The sequence below is a fragment of the Pseudomonas sp. B2M1-30 genome, assembly GCF_025447575.1.
Taxonomy (GTDB): Bacteria; Pseudomonadota; Gammaproteobacteria; order Pseudomonadales; family Pseudomonadaceae; genus Aquipseudomonas; species Aquipseudomonas botevensis.
Map to the genome: position 1 here is coordinate 393,029 of NZ_JAOEJT010000003.1, position 17,653 is coordinate 410,681.

The following is a 17,653-nucleotide window of genomic DNA, read 5'->3' on the forward strand; positions in this document are numbered from 1 at the left end:
CTACAGCGCCGCGTCGATTTTCTTGGCAGCGTCTTCACTTACCCACGCGTGCCAGACCTCAGGATGTTCCTTGAGGAAGATTTTCGCCAGTTTTGGCGACTCGATACGTTCCTTCGCCATACGGCCCAGGTTCTGGTTCAGCAGATCGATCGGCAGGTTGACCTTTTCCAGCACGGTCACCAGCTCCGGAGCCTGCTCGTGGAAGGTCTTGGACAGACCGACCTTGATGCTCACGGACTTGTCGACGCCGGCCTTTTCTTCAAGCTTGATCACGTCGACCTGGCCCATCAGCGGGGTTGGCGACCAGTAGTAGAACAGGATCGGCTCGCCACGCTTGTAGCTCGACAGCACCGCCGCATCCAGTGCCGGGCCGGTGCCCGGACGGAAGTTGGTGTAGCTGTTTTCCAGGCCGTAGCTCTTGAGCATTTCGGTGTTGTCCAGCTCGCAGGTCCAGCCGGCCGGGCAGTTGTAGAAACGGCCCTTGGACGGCTCTTCGGCATCCTTGAAGATCGCCGAGTATTTGCCCAGGTCGGAGATGTGCTTCAGGTCAGGAGCCTTGGCTTCAAGCTTGCGCTTGGCATCGCCCTCAACCACATAGCGCGGCACGTACCAGCCCTCGATGGCGCCGACGATCGGCGCACCGACACCGACAACCTTGCCGGCCTTCTCGGCCTTGTTCCAGACCTCGCTGCGACCGACCCACTCTTCGGCGAAGACTTGAATGTCGTTGGTGCTCAGGGCGTTTTCCATGGTGATGGAGTTGCCCGGCAGGCTGTCGGTCTTGCAGTCGTAACCTTTCTCCAGCACCACTTGCAGGACGTCGGTCAGCAGCATGCCGCTTTCCCAGTTGAGGCCGGCGAACTTCACCGGTTTGCCGGACTCGCACCAGCCGGCGGCCTGGGTGGCGCCAGCGCTGGCCAGCAGGCCCATGGAAAGCAAAGTGGTCAGCAGGGTCTTGTTCGATTTCATTGTTGTGACGCTCCTAATCATGAGTTGGCTTACGGCAGTCAAGAGGCATCCAGCCCTGTCCACGTCCAAATCAGGCCTGCGCCGCAGCGCGACCGGCCCCGCTTGTTTTAGGTTGTGCAACGCTGCTCTGCTCGACCGGCAGAATCAGTTGATCGGGTACTGTGCCGTGCCACTTTCTGGCACACACGTAATACAGCGCGGCGGGCAGCACCAGACCGATAATCCAGGAAATATCCACGTCACCCAGCGCTGCCACCAGCGGACCGGTGTAGAACTTGGTGGAGATGAACGGCAACTGCACCAGCACACCGAACACATAGACGCTGATGCCGAGGAGGTTCCAGCGGCCGTAGCGACCGTTCGGATCTGCCAGCGCCGGCACGTCATAGCGCTCGCGGGTGATGCAGTAGTAGTCCACCAGGTTGATCGCGCTCCAGGGCGTGAAGAACGCCAGCAGGAACAGGATGAAGGACTTGAAGGCACCGAGGAACGAATGCTGGCCGAGCAACGCGATCAGGGTGGCCGCGCCGACGATCACCAGCACGAACACCAGACGTTGCATGCGCGAAACCTGCAAGTGGCCACGGAAACCGCTGATGATGGTGGCGATGCACATGAAGCTGCCGTAGGAGTTCAGCGTGGAAATGGTCACCTTGCCGAACGCGATGCTGAAGTACAGCAGCGCAGCGACGGCACCACTGCCGCTCAAACCGACGATGTAAGCCACTTCATGACCGGCGAACTGGCCGTTGGCCGACGCAGCGGCAAACACACCCAGAATCATCGCCACCTGCGCGCCCACCACCGAACCTGCACCGGCGGCGAAAAAGGTTTTCACCGACGACGTCTTGCTCGGCAGGTAACGCGAGTAGTCCGCCACATACGGACCGAAAGCGATCTGCCAGGAGGCCGCGAGCGACACCGCCAGCAGGAAGCTGCTCCAGCTAAAGTGACGGATTTCCAGCAGCGCGCCGACATCGGTCTGGCTCATCAGCCGACTGAACAGGTACACGAAAGCGATGACGCCAATGACACTGGCGACACGGCCGATCCAATGGATCACTCGATAGCCGAGCACCGTGACCAGCACGATAACGCTGGCGAAGATCAGGATGCCGACGGTGTCACTGACACCAAACAGCTGACCCAGCGCCTGTCCGGACAGCACGGTGCCGGTCGCGGTGAAACCCAGGTACATCAGGCACACCAGCACGATCGGGATGGCCGCGCCATAAACCCCGAACTGCACCCGGCTGGAGATCATCTGCGGCAGGCCCAGTTTCGGTCCTTGCGCCGCGTGCAGCGCCATCACCCCACCGCCGAGCAGTTGCCCGATCAGCAGCCCGATCAACGACCAGAACACATCACCGCCCAGCACCACGGCCAACGCCCCGGTAACAATCGCGGTGATTTGCAGGTTGGCACCCAACCAGAGGGTGAACTGACTCAACAGACGACCGTGTCTTTCCACTTCCGGGATGTAGTCGATCGAACGCCTTTCGATCAACGGTTTGTTGCCTGCACGATCGGTGTTGCCTGCCATGATTCAACCTCTGTGGATTGTTCTGGGTGTTGTTTTTGTTTTGGCTTGCGAGGGAGCGGGCAAGCCCGCTCCCACAACCAGCAGAGCTTGCATTACTTGCCGGTAATCATCGGCAGGTTCAGGCCTTGCTCCTTGGCGCAGTCGATGGCGATCTGGTAACCGGCATCGGCGTGACGCATGACACCGGTGCCCGGGTCGTTGTGCAGGACACGAGCGATACGCTCGGCCGCTTCGTCAGTACCGTCGCAGACGATCACCATGCCCGAGTGCTGGGAGAAGCCCATGCCGACGCCGCCGCCGTGGTGCAGGGAAACCCAGGTCGCGCCGCTCGCGGTGTTCAGCAGAGCGTTGAGCAGCGGCCAGTCGGACACGGCATCGGAACCGTCCTGCATCGATTCGGTTTCGCGGTTCGGGCTGGAGACCGAGCCGGAGTCGAGGTGGTCGCGACCGATAACGATCGGCGCCGACAGCTCACCGCTACGGACCATTTCGTTGAACGCCAGACCGAGCTTGGCGCGCAGACCCAGGCCGACCCAGCAGATACGTGCCGGCAGACCCTGGAAGCTGATGCGCTCGCGCGCCATGTCCAGCCAGTTGTGCAGGTGGGCGTCGTCCGGGATCAGTTCCTTGACCTTGGCGTCGGTCTTGTAGATGTCTTCAGCGTTGCCCGACAGCGCCGCCCAGCGGAACGGGCCGATGCCACGGCAGAACAGCGGACGGATGTAGGCCGGTACGAAGCCCGGGAAGTCGAATGCGTTCTCGACGCCTTCTTCCTGGGCCATCTGACGGATGTTGTTGCCGTAGTCGAAGGTCGGCACGCCCATTTTCTGGAAAGCGAGCATGGCTTTGACGTGGACGGCCATCGACTGCTTGGCGGCTTTCACCACGGCGGCAGGTTCGGTCTTGGCGCGGGCACGGTATTCGTCCCAGGTCCAGCCGGCCGGCAGGTAACCGTTGAGCGGGTCGTGGGCGCTGGTCTGGTCGGTGACCATGTCCGGACGCACGCCGCGCTTGACCAGTTCCGGGAGGATTTCAGCGGCGTTGCCGCACAGGGCGATGGAGACTGCCTTGCCTTCGGCGGTGTACTTGGCGATACGGGCCAGCGCGTCGTCGAGGTCGGTGGCTTGCTCGTCGACGTAGCGGGTTTTCAGGCGGAAATCGATGCTGATCTGCTGGCATTCGATGTTCAGCGAGCAGGCACCGGCCAGGGTCGCGGCCAGTGGCTGGGCGCCACCCATGCCGCCGAGGCCGGCGGTCAGGACCCACTTGCCGGTGAGGTTGTCGTTGTAGTGCTGACGACCGGCCTCAACGAAGGTTTCGTAGGTGCCCTGAACAATGCCCTGGCTGCCGATATAGATCCAGCTGCCGGCGGTCATCTGGCCGTACATGGCCAGGCCTTTGGCGTCGAGTTCGTTGAAGTGTTCCCAGGTGGCCCAGTGTGGCACCAGGTTGGAGTTGGCGATCAGCACGCGCGGGGCGTTGCTGTGAGTCTTGAATACGCCGACCGGTTTGCCCGACTGCACCAGCAGGGTTTCGTCGTCGTTCAGGTTGGTCAGGGTTTCAACGATCTTGTCGTAGCACTCCCAGTTGCGCGCCGCCCGGCCGATACCACCGTAGACCACCAGCTCTTTCGGGTTTTCGGCCACTTCCGGGTCGAGGTTGTTCATCAGCATGCGCAGCGGCGCTTCGGTCAGCCAGCTCTTGGCGGTCAGCTTGTTGCCGCGTGGGGCACGGATTTCGACGTCACGGAATTTGGTGCGATTGTTGTCAGTCACGAAAAAGACTCCTCAGCGATCAATTCAAACCAACCCTGGCAGTGGGCAAGCAGCCTGTGCGCTTCTCTGCGCGACAAGCGAATCAGTGGACGCTGCTTCGAGTCTCGATCAACTCATATGCATACGTCTTTACTTGTACATACAAGCATATGCAATCAAGCGGCCAACTTGCTGGAGAGGCGTTCAAGAAAAATCGCGGACAGGGTTGGAGAGCGCCTGAATCAAGGGTTCTGGCGTGTATGAAATTTTTCCGGAGGACATTTGGCGAAGGTGCAAGGTTGTTACGTGAGCGTGATTTTGCGCCACGCTGGGGCGTTCGGTAACAAGTTGGTGCGCGATGGGAAACGGATTGGTGGCGACGAAAAGCATCGCGGGCAAGTCTGCTCCCACAGATCCTGTGGAAGCGGGCTTGCCCGCAAAGGTGTCGCTTGAGTATTGGATCAGCGTGCCGTCAGCTCAATCACGCAGCACGCAGCATTGACGGCGATTTCCACCAGGCCAGTGTTACCGTCCAGTTGCAGGCAATCATGGCGCCCAAGCTGCGAAACACGGTCAGCGACCTTCACTTCCAGCCGTTCGCTGACACTGAACACCAGCACCGTCGCCGCCGAGCTGAACAACCGCTCTTCGCCCTCCAGCCATTGCAAACGTGCGCTGTAACGCTGGGGCGCATAGATCAGGTTGAAGTCGCGGATCGCGCCGCCGAGCAACGTGCAGGACACCTGGCTCTCGCCGCTGAAAGCGAACGGGTCGAGAGGTAACAGCGGGCGAGTGTCGTCACCGTCGACGCACAAGGTCATGCCGTCGCCCTGCAATACGGTGATAACCCGCTGATAACCGGTGAAGGTCGAGAAGCCGCCCGACTCGCCGATGTCGGCAATCGACAGGCGCCAGCCAAAGCCATCAAGACCCGCGCCGGCGTCGCGGGTGATTTCCTCGGTGCTGCCGCTGCCGTTTTTCCACGGCATGCGCGGGTAGCCTTCGGCGCGTAAAACCTTCAAACCACTCATTTATGAAACCGTCCTTCCAGACTATGACGAGAACCGGGGTGAATCAGGCGCGCCGCCGTCACCGGCTGACGCCCCGACCACGTACGACGACGGATCAGCAAGCACGGCTCGCCCTTTTCAATCTGCAGCAATTTGCACTCGGACGGTTCGGCGAGGATCGCTTCGACCACATGCTCGCCCTCGGTCAGCGGCGCGACCTGGTTGAGATAGGCGTAAGGCGTTTGCAGGGTGAAATCCTGCTTGAGGTATTCCGGGGCGACCAGCGCGTTGACGAAACGGTCTTCGATTTGCACCGGAATGTCGTTTTCGAAATGCACGATCAACGAGTGGAACACCTTCTGCCCTTCACGCATGTCCAGGGCCAGGGCGCGTTCGGAACCGGCAGCCTCCTCTTCCAGGGTGATGACCTGGCAGGTGTGGCGATGGCCACGGGAAGCGATTTCGTCGGCGATGTTGTGCACTTCGAACAGCGCGGACTGGCTCTTCGGCTCGGCGACAAAAGTACCGACACCCTGCATGCGCACCAGCAGACCGTCGGCGGTCATTTCCCGCAGCGCGCGATTGATGGTCATCCGGCTGAAACCCAACTGGCTGACCAGCTCGCTTTCCGACGGAACGCGGTAGTGCGGCGGCCAGTTACCGCTGTCGATCTGTTGCGTGATCATCTGTTTGACGCGGGCGTACAAGGGCGCCGGACTTTCGCCCATGTTCGCGGCCAACGGGGAGACTGGAGGCGGAGTCGGCACGGTTGATCCCTGTTCATTTGATGAAAGTTGCTAGCTTGCCGGAGTTTACCGGGCAGGCAAACGTCTGTATATGTATATACAAATAACACACGATGGGGTGCTGAACCATGTCCGCCTTCTTTGCCGAACGCGCACTGCTGCCTAACGGATGGGCCAATAATGTACGTCTTGAGGTCAGCGCCGAGGGCGTATTGACCCGTATCCAGGCCGATTCCACCGCAGACGGCGCCGAACGGCTGAGCGGTCCGCTGCTGCCGGGAATGCCGAACCTGCACTCCCACGCCTTTCAACGGGCGATGGCGGGACTGGCGGAAGTGGCCGGCAATCCCAACGACAGTTTCTGGACCTGGCGCGATCTGATGTATCGGCTCGTCGGAAAAATCAGCCCGGAGCAACTGGGCGTCATCGCCCGCCAGCTGTACATCGAAATGCTCAAGGCCGGTTACACCTCGGTCGCCGAGTTCCATTACGTTCACCACGACAACAACGGCCAGCCTTATGCGGACCCTGCCGAACTGGCGCTGCGCATCAGCCAGGCCGCCAGCTCCGCCGGGATCGGCCTGACCCTGCTGCCGGTGCTCTACAGTCACTCGGGATTCGGCGGGCAGACACCCAATGACGGTCAGCGCCGCTTCATCAACAGCACCGAAAACTACCTGAACCTGCAATCGCGCCTGCGACCGTTGCTGGCGCAGCAGAAAGCCCAGTCGCTGGGGCTGTGTTTCCACTCGCTGCGCGCGGTCACGCCGCAGCAGATCAGCGAAGTGCTGGCGGCCAGCGACAAACAATGCCCGGTTCACATCCACATCGCCGAACAGCAGAAGGAAGTCGATGACTGCCTGAGCTGGAGCGGCCGGCGTCCGCTGCAATGGCTGTACGAAAACACCGAAGTCGACCAGCGCTGGTGCCTGGTACATGCCACCCACGCCAACCCGGAAGAAGTTACGCTGATGGCCAGGAGTCGCGCCATCGCCGGCCTGTGCCTGACCACCGAAGCCAACCTCGGCGACGGGATTTTCCCGGCGGTGGATTTCCTCGCCCAGGGCGGACGCATGGGTATCGGTTCCGACAGTCATGTGTCGCTGAGCGTGGTGGAAGAATTGCGTTGGCTGGAATACGGTCAGCGTCTGCGCGACCAGCGGCGCAATCGCTTGTACGGGGCGGATCAGCCAATGGTCGGCCGCACGCTATATGACGCGGCACTGGACGGCGGCGCCCAGGCGCTGGGACAACCGATCGGCGCACTGGAAGTCGGCAAGCGCGCCGACTGGATCGTGCTCGACGGCAACGATCCGTATCTGGCGACGGCCAGCGGCGACGGGATCCTGAACCGCTGGTTGTTTGCCGGCGGTGATCGTCAGGTGCGTGATGTGCTGGTCAACGGTCAGTGGGTGGTACGCGACGGCCACCATGCCGCAGAAGAGGACAGCAGCCGCGCGTTCACCCAGGTTCTGCGAGAGCTGTTGGGCTGATACAAAAAAACCTGTGGAGGGCACCCTCCACAGGTTTTTTGTTGTGCGTCAGTTGGACGTCTTGGCCATCTGCCGATCCGATGCCCGCCAGATCAGCCGCGTGGTGTCGTAACCCTGCTGACGCGCCTTGCTCAGCAGTTCCTCGCGTACCACACCGTTGACGGTCGGCGTGCGCGACAGCAGCCACAGATAGCGGCGGCTCGGGTCGCCGACGATGGCGGTCTTGTAGTCATCGCTGACATACAGCACCCAGTACTGCCCCTTCGCCGACCCCGGAATCAGCCGCGAGAACCACGTGTCGAACTCGACCCACAATTTGTCGGTCTTGCCCGGCACCTGTGGATAAGCCGTGCCTTTGACTTCTTCCCACTGCCAATCCGTGGTCAGGCAGCGGTTGAAAACCCCGAGGTTGCCATCGGGCTGAAGGCTGTAGCGGGCTTCGGACTGGGCGCAGTTGCGCTGGAAATACATCGGCAGACGCGCCAGCTCGTACCAGGTGCCCTGGTAACGCTTGAGATTGACGCTGTTGACAGTCTTCGGCGCCAGCGGATCTTCACCGGTCGTGGCGCAGCCGGCCAATACCAGGCCGGCGAAAAGGATAAGCAATAACCGCTTCATTTTTCTTCTCCGTGGGCGCGTAGCCCCGGTTTACTTCAGGCCTTGGCCGGAAAACATCAACACTTTGTCACCGGCGTACTGCACGCTGATAAAGCTTTTCTGGTCGCCCCAGGTGCAGCTGGACATGCCGAGCGCGCCCGCACAATCGGTGGGTTTACCGAGCAGGTTTTCGACCTCCGCCTTGGCCATCCCGGCCGACAGCTTCGAGTAGTTTTCCTGGTTGACCTTGCTGCATGCGACCAACAGCACGCAAAACGACAGCAGGGCGATAGATCGCAGCGACATGGTGTAACTCCTGGAGCGGAAGGGGGTTGGCCTGGCGCCAACCAGAAGCTTAGAAGAGAAAACCCCTGTCTGGTTCCCTGGGCACCTGGCTATTTATCCGCCCGCTCGTCTGGCTTTCATCGCTAAATCAGACACTTTGTAGGGCTATTACGCATTTCGTCGTTTTTCGCCAAAGCCGCCTAATCTTTGGCGCGCGGCGGTCGAAATAAGAGCAGCGCAAAGCCTTCGAGTGTGGCAAATTGCCGCCCTTTCTTGACCAGCCCCTTCGCGGTAGCTCCCTTAATGACCAGAAACATGAAATTCAGCCACAAGATCTTGCTGGCAGCCGCGCTCGTGGTGGCCGTCGCGTTCGCCTGTTTCATCCTGTTCAACGACTACCGACAGCGCCAGGCCCTGCAATCGAGCACTGAATCCTCGATGCAGGAACTCGGCAGCCTGACCACCAGCAACATCCAGACCTGGCTGGAAAGCCGCATCCAGTTGCTGCAATCGCTGTCCCAGCAGATCGTCGCCGACGGCAGCGCCACCGCCAGCCTGAAACGCATCATCGACCTGCCCGCCTACACCGGCAATTTCCAGCTCAGCTACTTCGGCGGCGCCGACGGCGTGATGTTCTCGGTGCCGGCCGGCAACCGCGCGGCTGACTACGATCCGCGCGCGCGTGGCTGGTACAAGGCCGCCAACAGCGCTCAGCAGACCATCGTCACCGAACCGTACATCGCTGCCTCGTCGGGCAAACTGGTGATCACCGTCGCCACCCCGGTGCAGCGCCAGGGTTCGATGATCGGCGTGGCCGGTGCGGACATCGACCTGAGCAGCGTCAGCGCGATCATCAACTCGCTGAATTTCGGCGGCCACGGCCACGCATTCATCGTCAGCGCCGATGGCAAGATCCTGATCCACCCGGACAGCAAACTGGTGCTCAAGACCCTCGCCGAGGCCTACCCCAACGGCGCGCCGAAAGTCAGCCCGGGCCTGAAGGAAGTCGAGTTCGACGGCAAGACCCAGCTGATTTCCTTCACCCGCGTCAACGGCGTGCCATCGGCCGACTGGTACGTGGCGCTGGTGCTGGACAAAGACACCGCGTTCTCGATGCTCAGCGAATTCCGTACCTCGGCGCTGATCGCCATGGTGATTGCCGTGGTCATCATCATCGCCCTGCTCGGCATGCTGATCCGCGTGCTGATGCAGCCGCTGCTGACCATGGGCCGCGCCATGCATGACATCGCCGAAGGCGAAGGCGATCTGACCAAACGCCTGACCATCCACGGCCACGACGAATTCGGCGCGCTGGGGATGTCGTTCAACCAGTTCGTGGAACGTATCCACACCTCGATCCGCGAAGTGTCCTCGGCTACCGGCCAGGTCAACGAAGTGGCTCTGCGGGTGGTCGCGGCCTCGAACTCCTCGATGTACAACTCCGACCAGCAGGCCTCGCGTACCAACAGCGTCGCGGCGGCGATCAACCAACTCGGCGCCGCCGCCCAGGAAATCGCCCAGAACGCCGCCCTCGCCTCGCAGCATTCCAGCGATGCGCGCAGCCTGGCCGAAGACGGTCAGCAGGTGGTGGATAAAACCATCCACGCGATGCAGCAACTGTCGGCGAAGATCAGCGACTCCTGCGGCAACATCGAAACCCTGAACAGCAACACCGTGAACATCGGGCAGATTCTGGAAGTGATTACCAGCATCTCCCAGCAGACCAACCTGCTGGCCCTGAACGCCGCCATCGAAGCGGCCCGCGCCGGTGAGGCCGGTCGCGGTTTCGCGGTGGTGGCCGACGAAGTGCGCAACCTGGCGCACCGCACCCAGGATTCGGCGCAGCAAGTGCAGAAGATGATTGAAGAGCTGCAAGTCGGCGCGCGTCAGGCGGTCGGCATCATGACCGAGAGCCAGCGTGAGAGCGAAAGCAGCGTCGGCATCGCCAACCAGGCAGGCGAGCGGCTGGGCAGCGTGACCCAGCGTATTGGCGAGATCGACGGCATGAACCAGTCGGTGGCGACCGCTACCGAAGAGCAGACAGCCGTGGTCGAGTCGATCAATGTCGACATCAACGAGATCAACACGCTGAACCAGGAAGGGGTGGAAAACCTGCAGGCGACGTTGCGCGCGTGTTCGGATCTTGAGCAGCAGGCGGCCCGGTTGAAGCAGTTGGTAGGCAGCTTCAGAATCTGAGGCGCCCTGACTGACCTCTTCGCGGGCAAGCCCGCTCCCACAGCGATCTTCGGTGTTCACACAATCTGTGTATCACCACAAAACACTGTGGGAGCGGGCTTGCCCGCGAAGGCATCAGCGAACGCAGCGAAGACTTAAAAGCTTGAGCCCGGTTGCGAAAGAAACGCCAGCTCCTCAGCCGTGGACTCCCTTCCCAACACCGCATTGCGATGCGGAAACCGCCCGAACCGGGCAATCACCCGTTGATGCCGCTCGGCATAATCCAGGTTGTCGGCAAACACCGCCCGCTCCGCTTCCGGCTGTTCAGCCACCAGGTCGATAAACCGGGAAACCGCCTCGTTCTGCACCGCGAGGTTTTCGCAGTGTTCGAACACCAGATAGATAAACAGTCGTTGAACCGGTCGCAATTGCCGGTCGAAATCGGCGGCGATGCCCTGAGCGACCAGTTGTTGCGCGCGCAGGTCACCAGAGAACGCTTTGGGGCTGTCGCGAAAGATCATTCGCGGGAGTTGATCGAGCAGCAGCACCACGGCCAGCCAACCTTCGGGACGTTGCGTCCACTCGGTCAATCCGCCGGCCAGGGCCTGATCGACAAAGACCCCGAAACGCTCTCGCGCTTCGAGGTCCTGGCTGTCGCGTTTGCCAAACCACAACGTGCCCTTTTCAGCCGATACCGCGCTGGCTGATTCGGAGTGACCGAACCACCAGTCGAGCAACGGCTGCCAAGGCGCGTTCATGACTCAAGCCTTGTGGTAGCTGGTGACGCGCTCGACTTCTTCTTTCGAGCCGAGGAACACCGCTACGCGCTGGTGCAGGCCCTCAGGCTTGATGTCGAGGATGCGCTGGTGGCCGTCGGTGGAAGCGCCGCCGGCCTGTTCCACCAGGAACGACATCGGGTTGGCTTCGTACATCAGACGCAGTTTGCCCGGCTTGGACGGCTCGCGGCTGTCGCGCGGGTACATGAACAGACCGCCACGGGTCAGGATGCGGTGAACGTCCGCCACCATCGCGGCCACCCAGCGCATGTTGTAGTTCTTCTTCAGCGGACCTTCTTCGCCGGCCAGCAGTTCTTCAACGTAGCGCTGGACCGGGGCTTCCCAGTGACGCTGGTTGGACATGTTGATGGCGAATTCCTGGGTGCTGGCAGGAATTTTGATGTCTTCGTGGGTCAGCACGAAGCTGCCCATCTCGCGGTCCAGGGTGAAGCCCTTGACACCGTCGCCCAGGGTCAGCACCAGCATGGTCTGCGGGCCGTAGATCGCGTAACCGGCGGCCACCTGCTGGGTGCCCGGTTGCAGGAAGGCCTTTTCGTTCAGGCTTTCGTTCTGGCTCAGGTATTCGTTCGGGCAACGCAGTACCGAGAAGATGGTGCCGACCGGTGCGTTGATGTCGATGTTGGACGAGCCGTCCAGCGGGTCGAATACCAGCAGATAGGCGCCTTTCGGGTATTTGCCCGGGATCTGGTAGGCGTTGTCCATTTCTTCGGACGCCATGCCGGCCAGGTGACCGCCCCACTCGTTGGCTTCAAGCAGGATTTCGTTGGACAGCACGTCCAGTTTCTTCTGCACTTCGCCTTGGACGTTTTCGGTGCCCATGCTGCCCAGAACACCGCCCAGGGCGCCTTTGGACACGGCGTGGCTGATTTCCTTGCAGGCACGCGCCACCACTTCGATCAGGAAGCGCAGATCGGCAGGAGTGTTGTTGCTGCGGGTCTGCTCAATCAAATAGCGACTCAGGGTAACGCGGGACATGGACGGCTCCGGTGGAATGGGGGGCTAAAAACCCGCGCAGTTTACAGGGAGTCTGGAAACCTAGCGAGCGGTGACGCCCGGTAACGTGCGTCAGTGCAATGCCTGCCATCAGACGGGATCGGCCGAAGAGAGTTCAGGCACGGCGTTCAGCGTAGTTTGAAATGGGACGGATGGTGGCTGGAGAGAGGGATAGATCAAGCCTTTTCAGCGACTGACCCATCGTCTTCATCGGCAAGCCCCCTCCCACACTGAACCTGTGGAAGCGGGCATGCCCGCGAAGGGCGCCCCGCGCCAGCCAGGCTCAGGAATGGGTGGGCGGCTTGCGCAGCAGGCTGAACGCCATCGCGGCGAGAAACAGCACACTGAGCAACAGCACCGCCCACAGACCGATTTTCTTCCAGTTCGTCTCCGCCACGGTGGTGGTCGTGGTTGTCGTCGTCTGAGTGACAACCGCCTCGCCCTGCACCGTTGCCTTGCCCAAGGTCGCCAGTTTCGCCGGGGTGAAATCGGGAATCAGCGTCGCCAGCGGCAGGTTCGCCGGTTTGGCGAGGGCGCTGCCCAGGGCCAGGCTGTACGGCCCGTCGCCCCGCGCGAGAAAGATCACCTGCGTCGCCCGCACCGCGTATTTCAACGTCGGCGCCTGCTCACCGAGGCCACCGCCGCGCTCGTCGACGGTCAGTTTCAGTTGCTGAACGGTTTGCCCGTAGAGCTGCAACTCGTTCTGCACCACGTCCTGGCCGTTCTGGCTCAGCCGATAGAGCAGACCGCTGCCCACGACCTGCCACGGCAGGCTGCTTTCCCGGCGCCCGGCCAGGGTGACCGGCGCCAGACTGTTGGCCTGTTTCAACTCGACCTGGACCCGCTCGACATTCAGCCCCATCGGCAACTGCCAGGTATATTCCCCGGCCTTGGCGCTGCTGCCGGCCAGCGCCTGCGACCAGACCAACGGCAGCGGCACATGGCGCGGATCGCTGCTCTTGAGCTGGACCGAGGTCAGCACCGGCGCCGAGGAGGGCGAATCCCACAGCAGCCGCAGGTAACGCGCGGTCTGCCCCGGCAAGGCCACTTCATGCTGTTCGACGCGCTCTTCGGAAAAGCTCAGGCGCGCGACCTGCCCTTCGCCCCACGCTTGCCAGTGCTGCAAGTCGTCGCTGGCCTCGATGCTGAAACGCTGAAAACCGTCGCGCTCGCTGGTCCAGTCGAGAATCAGCTGCTGCAACGGTGCCTTGATGGCGCTGGCGTCGAGCAGCCAGCCGCGCAGGGTTTCCTCGCCCGCCTCTAACTGACTGGACGGCTGCACCTCCACCAACGTGCCGCTGGTGGTGGACTGGATGCGTACGTTCGGCGCATGCCCCGTGGCGTCGGCCGCGTCGTACAGCGGGAACCACTTCACGTCGTGCATCTGGCCGTCGTCGCGGGTCTGCGCCGATTCACGGGCCAGGGCGTAGGCTTGCGGCTCACCGGCGGCGTTGAACACCCGCAGATCGCCGAGATCGGTCTGACGCGCCTGCAATTGCGCGCTCAACGGCAGTTCGAGGCGATACCACGGGCCGCTGCCGCTGACCGCCAGCGGGATCTGCGTGGCGAAGTCCGCCGGTTTTTCCTGGGCGCCGACCGTCATGGCCACGCCCAGCATCAGCCACCCCAGATTAAGCATGCGACTCAAGACGACACTCCTTCGGTATCCGGCGCCGGTTTGTCAGCCGCCGGTGCAGCTTCGACGCGTTTGGGCGGCAGCGGCGCGAAATAACCCACCACCAGCAGCAACACGCCGACGCCGATAAACGAGACGATCCGCGCCAGTCCGCCACGGTTGCTCAACTCGACAAAGATCAGTTTGGCCACCACCAGCGCAATCAGCGCCGCGCCGATCAGCCACACTTCGCGGCGATGGCGCAGATGCCCGCCGATCATCAGTCCCAGGGCCATCAGCGTCCAGACGATGGACAACCCGGCCTGCACCAGCATCGATTCAAGCAACAGATCCAGCTCGAACGGCACCCCGGCCCAATGATGGGCGGCGCGCATCACCAGCACGGTGCAGAAAGCGAACAGCGAAACACCGGCGACCAGTTGCGTGGCGTAATCGGCGTAATCCCGGCGTATCGACCACTGCTCGACGGCGCTGCGCGACCAGACGTAAACGCCGAACAACGCGAACAGCAGGCCCAGCTCCAACGGGTTGACCAGCGGCACGTAGGGCAGCGGTTCGGCGTTGCCGTCGCTCACCGCATTCGCCAGCCAGAACCAGCCGAGCATCAGCACCGCCAGCGGCGCGGCAGCATAGAACCGGTACTCGCGGGCATACGCCGCCACCGGCCACGGCCAGTTGCGCGGCGCGGCCATCAGCAGCAGATACAGGCTTGGCAGAATCGCCCAGCCCAGCCAGCGCCAGGCGTTGTATTGCTCGGACAACAGCAACAGGCCATAACGCAGTTCCAGCGCCAGCACACCGATCAGCAGCCAGCAACCGAGCACATGGGCGGCACTCAAGGCTCGCGCCGGCAGCATCGGCGCCAACCGGCGCAGGCTGAAGAAATGCACGGCGAACACCGCCACCCACGCCAGCCAGCCGAAATCCGCCGCCGGGTGATAGCGCGAATGCCACGCTGCCAACAGCACCAGCGCAGACGCCGGGATCAGCAACGTGCAGAGCAGCCCCAGTGCCGGCCATTTCAGGCGCAGCGCCAGCAGCGTCCACAACGCCACACTCAGCGCTGCGACCAGCAGCAACAACGAGCCTTGCAGTGGCAGCGGCGCAAAGCGCAATACCTCGCTGACCCAGGCCAAGGCCCACCAACCGGCACCCCACACCAGCAGCACTTCGGACAGACGTTGCAGACTCAGCACATCAAACGCCGACGCGTGATTGCCCAGTTGCAGGCGCCAGGCGCCGACCAGTGCCGCCAAGCCCAGCACCAGCGGCGTCCAGAATCCGCCATGGCCCAGCGGCGTCAGGCCTTCGCCAGACAACGGCCCGAGCAGTTGCGGCCCGGCCAGCAGAAACGCCGCACCGCCGATCACCTGCAACAACAGGCCGAAGACGAAACTCAGGCGCTGCCGGAGGTACAGGCTCAGCCAGATAATCAGCAAGCCACTCGCCGCCCACACCGCGCTCGCGGCCTGCCACGGCAGGACGAACAGCACCGCCAGATTGATCAGCACCAGACCCGCCAGCAGCACCACCGACAAGCCGCGCAGCAGACGCACGTCACCGCGCACCATCTCATCGCGGGCCGCCAGCAACATCCCGGCGATCAGCGCCAGACCGATCAGCGAAGCGCTGAGCAGACCGCTCCAGCCGGCGCTGAACACCGCTGTCGAATCGTCCCCGGCGCCTTGCAGCCGCAGCAGGAACAACGCGCCACCGAGCAACTGCACGGCAAACGCGGTGAACAGGAACGTGCGCGATTGCAGGCGCAGGCCGACAAACAACGTCAGCAACCCGGCCAATGCCCAACTGATCGCCGTGCCGTGGGTGAAGAAAAACAGCGGCGCCAGCAGGTACAGGAACGTCAGGCCCAGGCACGCCAGCACCGGCAGGCCTTGACGCTCCCAAGGCGAGGTCTGCTGCGGCGGCGCCTTGCGCAATTGATAGAAGCTGAACAACAGCGCCACGCCGAGCATCAGCGCGCCCAGCGGCGCGCCGTCGAGCAGGCTGCTTTCGCCGACCCGCAACTGACTGAGAAACGCCAGCGCCGACCCCAGTTGCAGCAACAACGCGAACGCCCGGGCAAAGGGCCGCTGCTGACGCAGGCCGAGCCAGAAAATTCCTGCGCCCTCCACCGCCCAGGCCGCCGAGGTCCAGCGCGCATCCAGTCCCAGCGGAATCGCCAGGCTGGCGAAAATCACCCCCAGCGCCAGACAGGTTTCCCCCAGCAACAACGCCCGGCCACCCATCAGCACTTTGGCCAGCGCCATGTAGATCATGCCCAGCGCCAGGGCGCTGAATGCGGCGGCAAACTCCAGGTGTTGCACCAGCGCGAACTGCAAGCCGAAACCCACGATCGGCGGGCCGAACAGCATCGTGCCATCGACGTAATCACCCTTGCGCGCCGACCATTGCAGCAGCGCCTGACGATCGCCCGCCTGCGGCGCGTCGGGCATGTCCCGCAACTTGCGCCGGGCGAACAACAGACCGATGGCGAGGTACATCAGGAAGAACAGAATCAGGAACGGCTCGGTGCTCCACAGCAGTTCCGGTGCATAAGAGCGCAGGCCCCAGGCGAAACCGATGCCGAAGGTGCCGACGAAACCGATCAGGTTGAGCAGGCGCCAGGCCTTGAACCAGGCAATCGCGAGAATGCCGGCGTTGAGCAGGGCGAAATAGCTGAACAGCGCGACATGGTTGCCGGCGCCGGTGGAGGTCAGGATCGGTGCGGCGAAACCACCGAGGGCCGCCGCGGCGGCCAACCCGAGCGCATCCTGGGTGATGGCAAGGATGGCCGAGAACACCGTCACCGCAACCAGCAGCCCCAGCGCGGCGGACGGATCGAGCAGCGGATGCAAACGCATCGCCGCAAACACCGTCAGGTACAGCACCGCAATCCCGGTGCCTTGCAGAATCAGCGCATAGTTGCTGTTGCGCCCACGCAACCACCAACCCAGCGCCAGCAGACCCAGCGCCGCCGCCGCGACCCCGGCGTAACGCAATTCGATCGGCACCACCACGCCCTCGGTGGCATACCGCAACAGGAACGCCAGACCGAAGAACAACAGCACCACGCCGACCCGCAGCACGGTGTTGCCGCCGAACAGCCAGTTGCGCGCGGCACTGATGCCGCGCTCGATGAGGTTCGGGCCACGGGGTTCGGCAGGTGGTTGGGCTTGCTCGGTAACAGCGTCGAGACGCCAGACATCGGCCGGCAGTGGCTGACGGGTTTCGCTGGCGACGGCAGAGAGGGGTTCGAGTTCGGGTGGCAGCTCCCAGACCAGTTCGGGGGCCGGAGCTTCTTCGACGACATCGACAGATTCAGCGACCGGCTCGGCGACCGGTTCTACGCTTGGCGCTGGCTCCGCGTGAGAAGGCGATCCCTCCAGCCGATACAGGCGCTGCGCGACGCCCTGCAAAGCCTCCTTCGTCTGTTCAAGTTGCCGCTGTTGCTCCGTCACCTGCGAGCCGAGCCGCGCGATACGCAGCGTCTGCCCGATGGCGAGTCCCAGCAGCGCGCCCAGCAGCGCGTCGCTGAACGACTCGTCGAGCAGCCAGCCGAGCACCAGCCCGATCAACATGAACATCCATTGCATGGTCGATATCTCTGAGCAGCCCCAAGTCGGGGCAATGCGGCAATCCTGTCAGTCTAGGCACA

Annotated in this window: 13 protein-coding genes; 2 read left to right on the forward strand and 11 right to left on the reverse strand. The window is 62.7% G+C overall.

The annotated features are described in order from the left end of the window. From N8H74_RS08350 to hutC, 5 genes are all read right to left on the reverse strand, one after another. Window positions 1-969 carry an ABC transporter substrate-binding protein gene (locus tag N8H74_RS08350; RefSeq protein WP_262146885.1) on the reverse strand — a complete coding sequence of 323 codons (969 nt, stop codon included), beginning with the start codon at window positions 967-969 and terminating at the stop codon, window positions 1-3. A 70-nt stretch (window positions 970-1,039) separates the two neighbouring features. Beyond that, window positions 1,040-2,512, reverse strand: coding sequence for a cytosine permease (locus N8H74_RS08355; protein ID WP_217831890.1), 1,473 nt, complete (start codon window positions 2,510-2,512; stop codon window positions 1,040-1,042). Between the two features lie 92 nt (window positions 2,513-2,604). Beyond that, on the reverse strand, window positions 2,605-4,287 hold the full coding sequence (hutU, locus tag N8H74_RS08360; protein WP_217831888.1) for a urocanate hydratase: 1,683 nt from the start codon (window positions 4,285-4,287) through the stop codon (window positions 2,605-2,607). A 440-nt stretch (window positions 4,288-4,727) separates the two neighbouring features. Further along, window positions 4,728-5,297, reverse strand: a complete 570-nt coding sequence (locus tag N8H74_RS08365; protein WP_262146886.1) for a HutD family protein — start codon at window positions 5,295-5,297, stop codon at window positions 4,728-4,730. Then, window positions 5,294-6,004, reverse strand: coding sequence for a histidine utilization repressor (gene hutC / locus N8H74_RS08370; RefSeq protein ID WP_217832043.1), 711 nt, complete (start codon window positions 6,002-6,004; stop codon window positions 5,294-5,296). The genes N8H74_RS08365 and hutC overlap by 4 nt, the downstream gene beginning before the upstream one ends. 146 nt (window positions 6,005-6,150) lie before the next feature. On the opposite strand from hutC, the gene N8H74_RS08375 reads away from it, so the two are divergent. Then, window positions 6,151-7,515: a formimidoylglutamate deiminase gene (locus tag N8H74_RS08375; protein WP_262146887.1), complete on the forward strand. Its 1,365-nt coding sequence runs from the start codon at window positions 6,151-6,153 to the stop codon at window positions 7,513-7,515. A 48-nt stretch (window positions 7,516-7,563) separates the two neighbouring features. On the opposite strand, the gene N8H74_RS08380 is transcribed toward N8H74_RS08375, so the two are convergent. Together N8H74_RS08380 and N8H74_RS08385 are read right to left on the reverse strand one after the other, a co-directional pair. After that, on the reverse strand, window positions 7,564-8,133 hold the full coding sequence (locus N8H74_RS08380) for a lipocalin family protein (RefSeq protein WP_262146888.1): 570 nt from the start codon (window positions 8,131-8,133) through the stop codon (window positions 7,564-7,566). A gap of 30 nt (window positions 8,134-8,163) precedes the next feature. Continuing rightward, complete coding sequence (locus tag N8H74_RS08385) at window positions 8,164-8,418, reverse strand: outer membrane protein assembly factor BamE (protein ID WP_217831880.1); 255 nt, start codon at window positions 8,416-8,418, stop codon at window positions 8,164-8,166. Window positions 8,419-8,700: 282 nt separating this feature from the next. On the opposite strand from N8H74_RS08385, the gene N8H74_RS08390 reads away from it, so the two are divergent. Then, window positions 8,701-10,593 (forward strand): methyl-accepting chemotaxis protein, encoded by a 1,893-nt coding sequence (locus tag N8H74_RS08390; RefSeq protein WP_217831878.1) that lies wholly within the window; start codon window positions 8,701-8,703, stop codon window positions 10,591-10,593. A 134-nt stretch (window positions 10,594-10,727) separates the two neighbouring features. Here the strand turns inward: N8H74_RS08390 and N8H74_RS08395 are convergent, their stop codons facing one another. The 4 genes from N8H74_RS08395 to N8H74_RS08410 form a co-directional block, all read right to left on the reverse strand. Then, window positions 10,728-11,330, reverse strand: coding sequence for a DUF924 family protein (locus N8H74_RS08395; protein WP_262146889.1), 603 nt, complete (start codon window positions 11,328-11,330; stop codon window positions 10,728-10,730). A 3-nt stretch (window positions 11,331-11,333) separates the two neighbouring features. Next, entirely contained in the window at window positions 11,334-12,344 is a 1,011-nt protein-coding gene (locus tag N8H74_RS08400) for a class 1 fructose-bisphosphatase (RefSeq protein WP_217831874.1), read from the reverse strand. Between the two features lie 301 nt (window positions 12,345-12,645). Continuing rightward, entirely contained in the window at window positions 12,646-14,010 is a 1,365-nt protein-coding gene (locus tag N8H74_RS08405; protein ID WP_262146890.1) for a DUF3999 domain-containing protein, read from the reverse strand. Next, a complete protein-coding gene (locus N8H74_RS08410; protein WP_262146891.1) occupies window positions 14,007-17,591 on the reverse strand; it encodes a DUF2339 domain-containing protein in 3,585 nt (1,194 codons plus the stop codon). The genes N8H74_RS08405 and N8H74_RS08410 overlap by 4 nt, the downstream gene beginning before the upstream one ends. Between the last annotated feature and the right edge of the window lie 62 nt (window positions 17,592-17,653).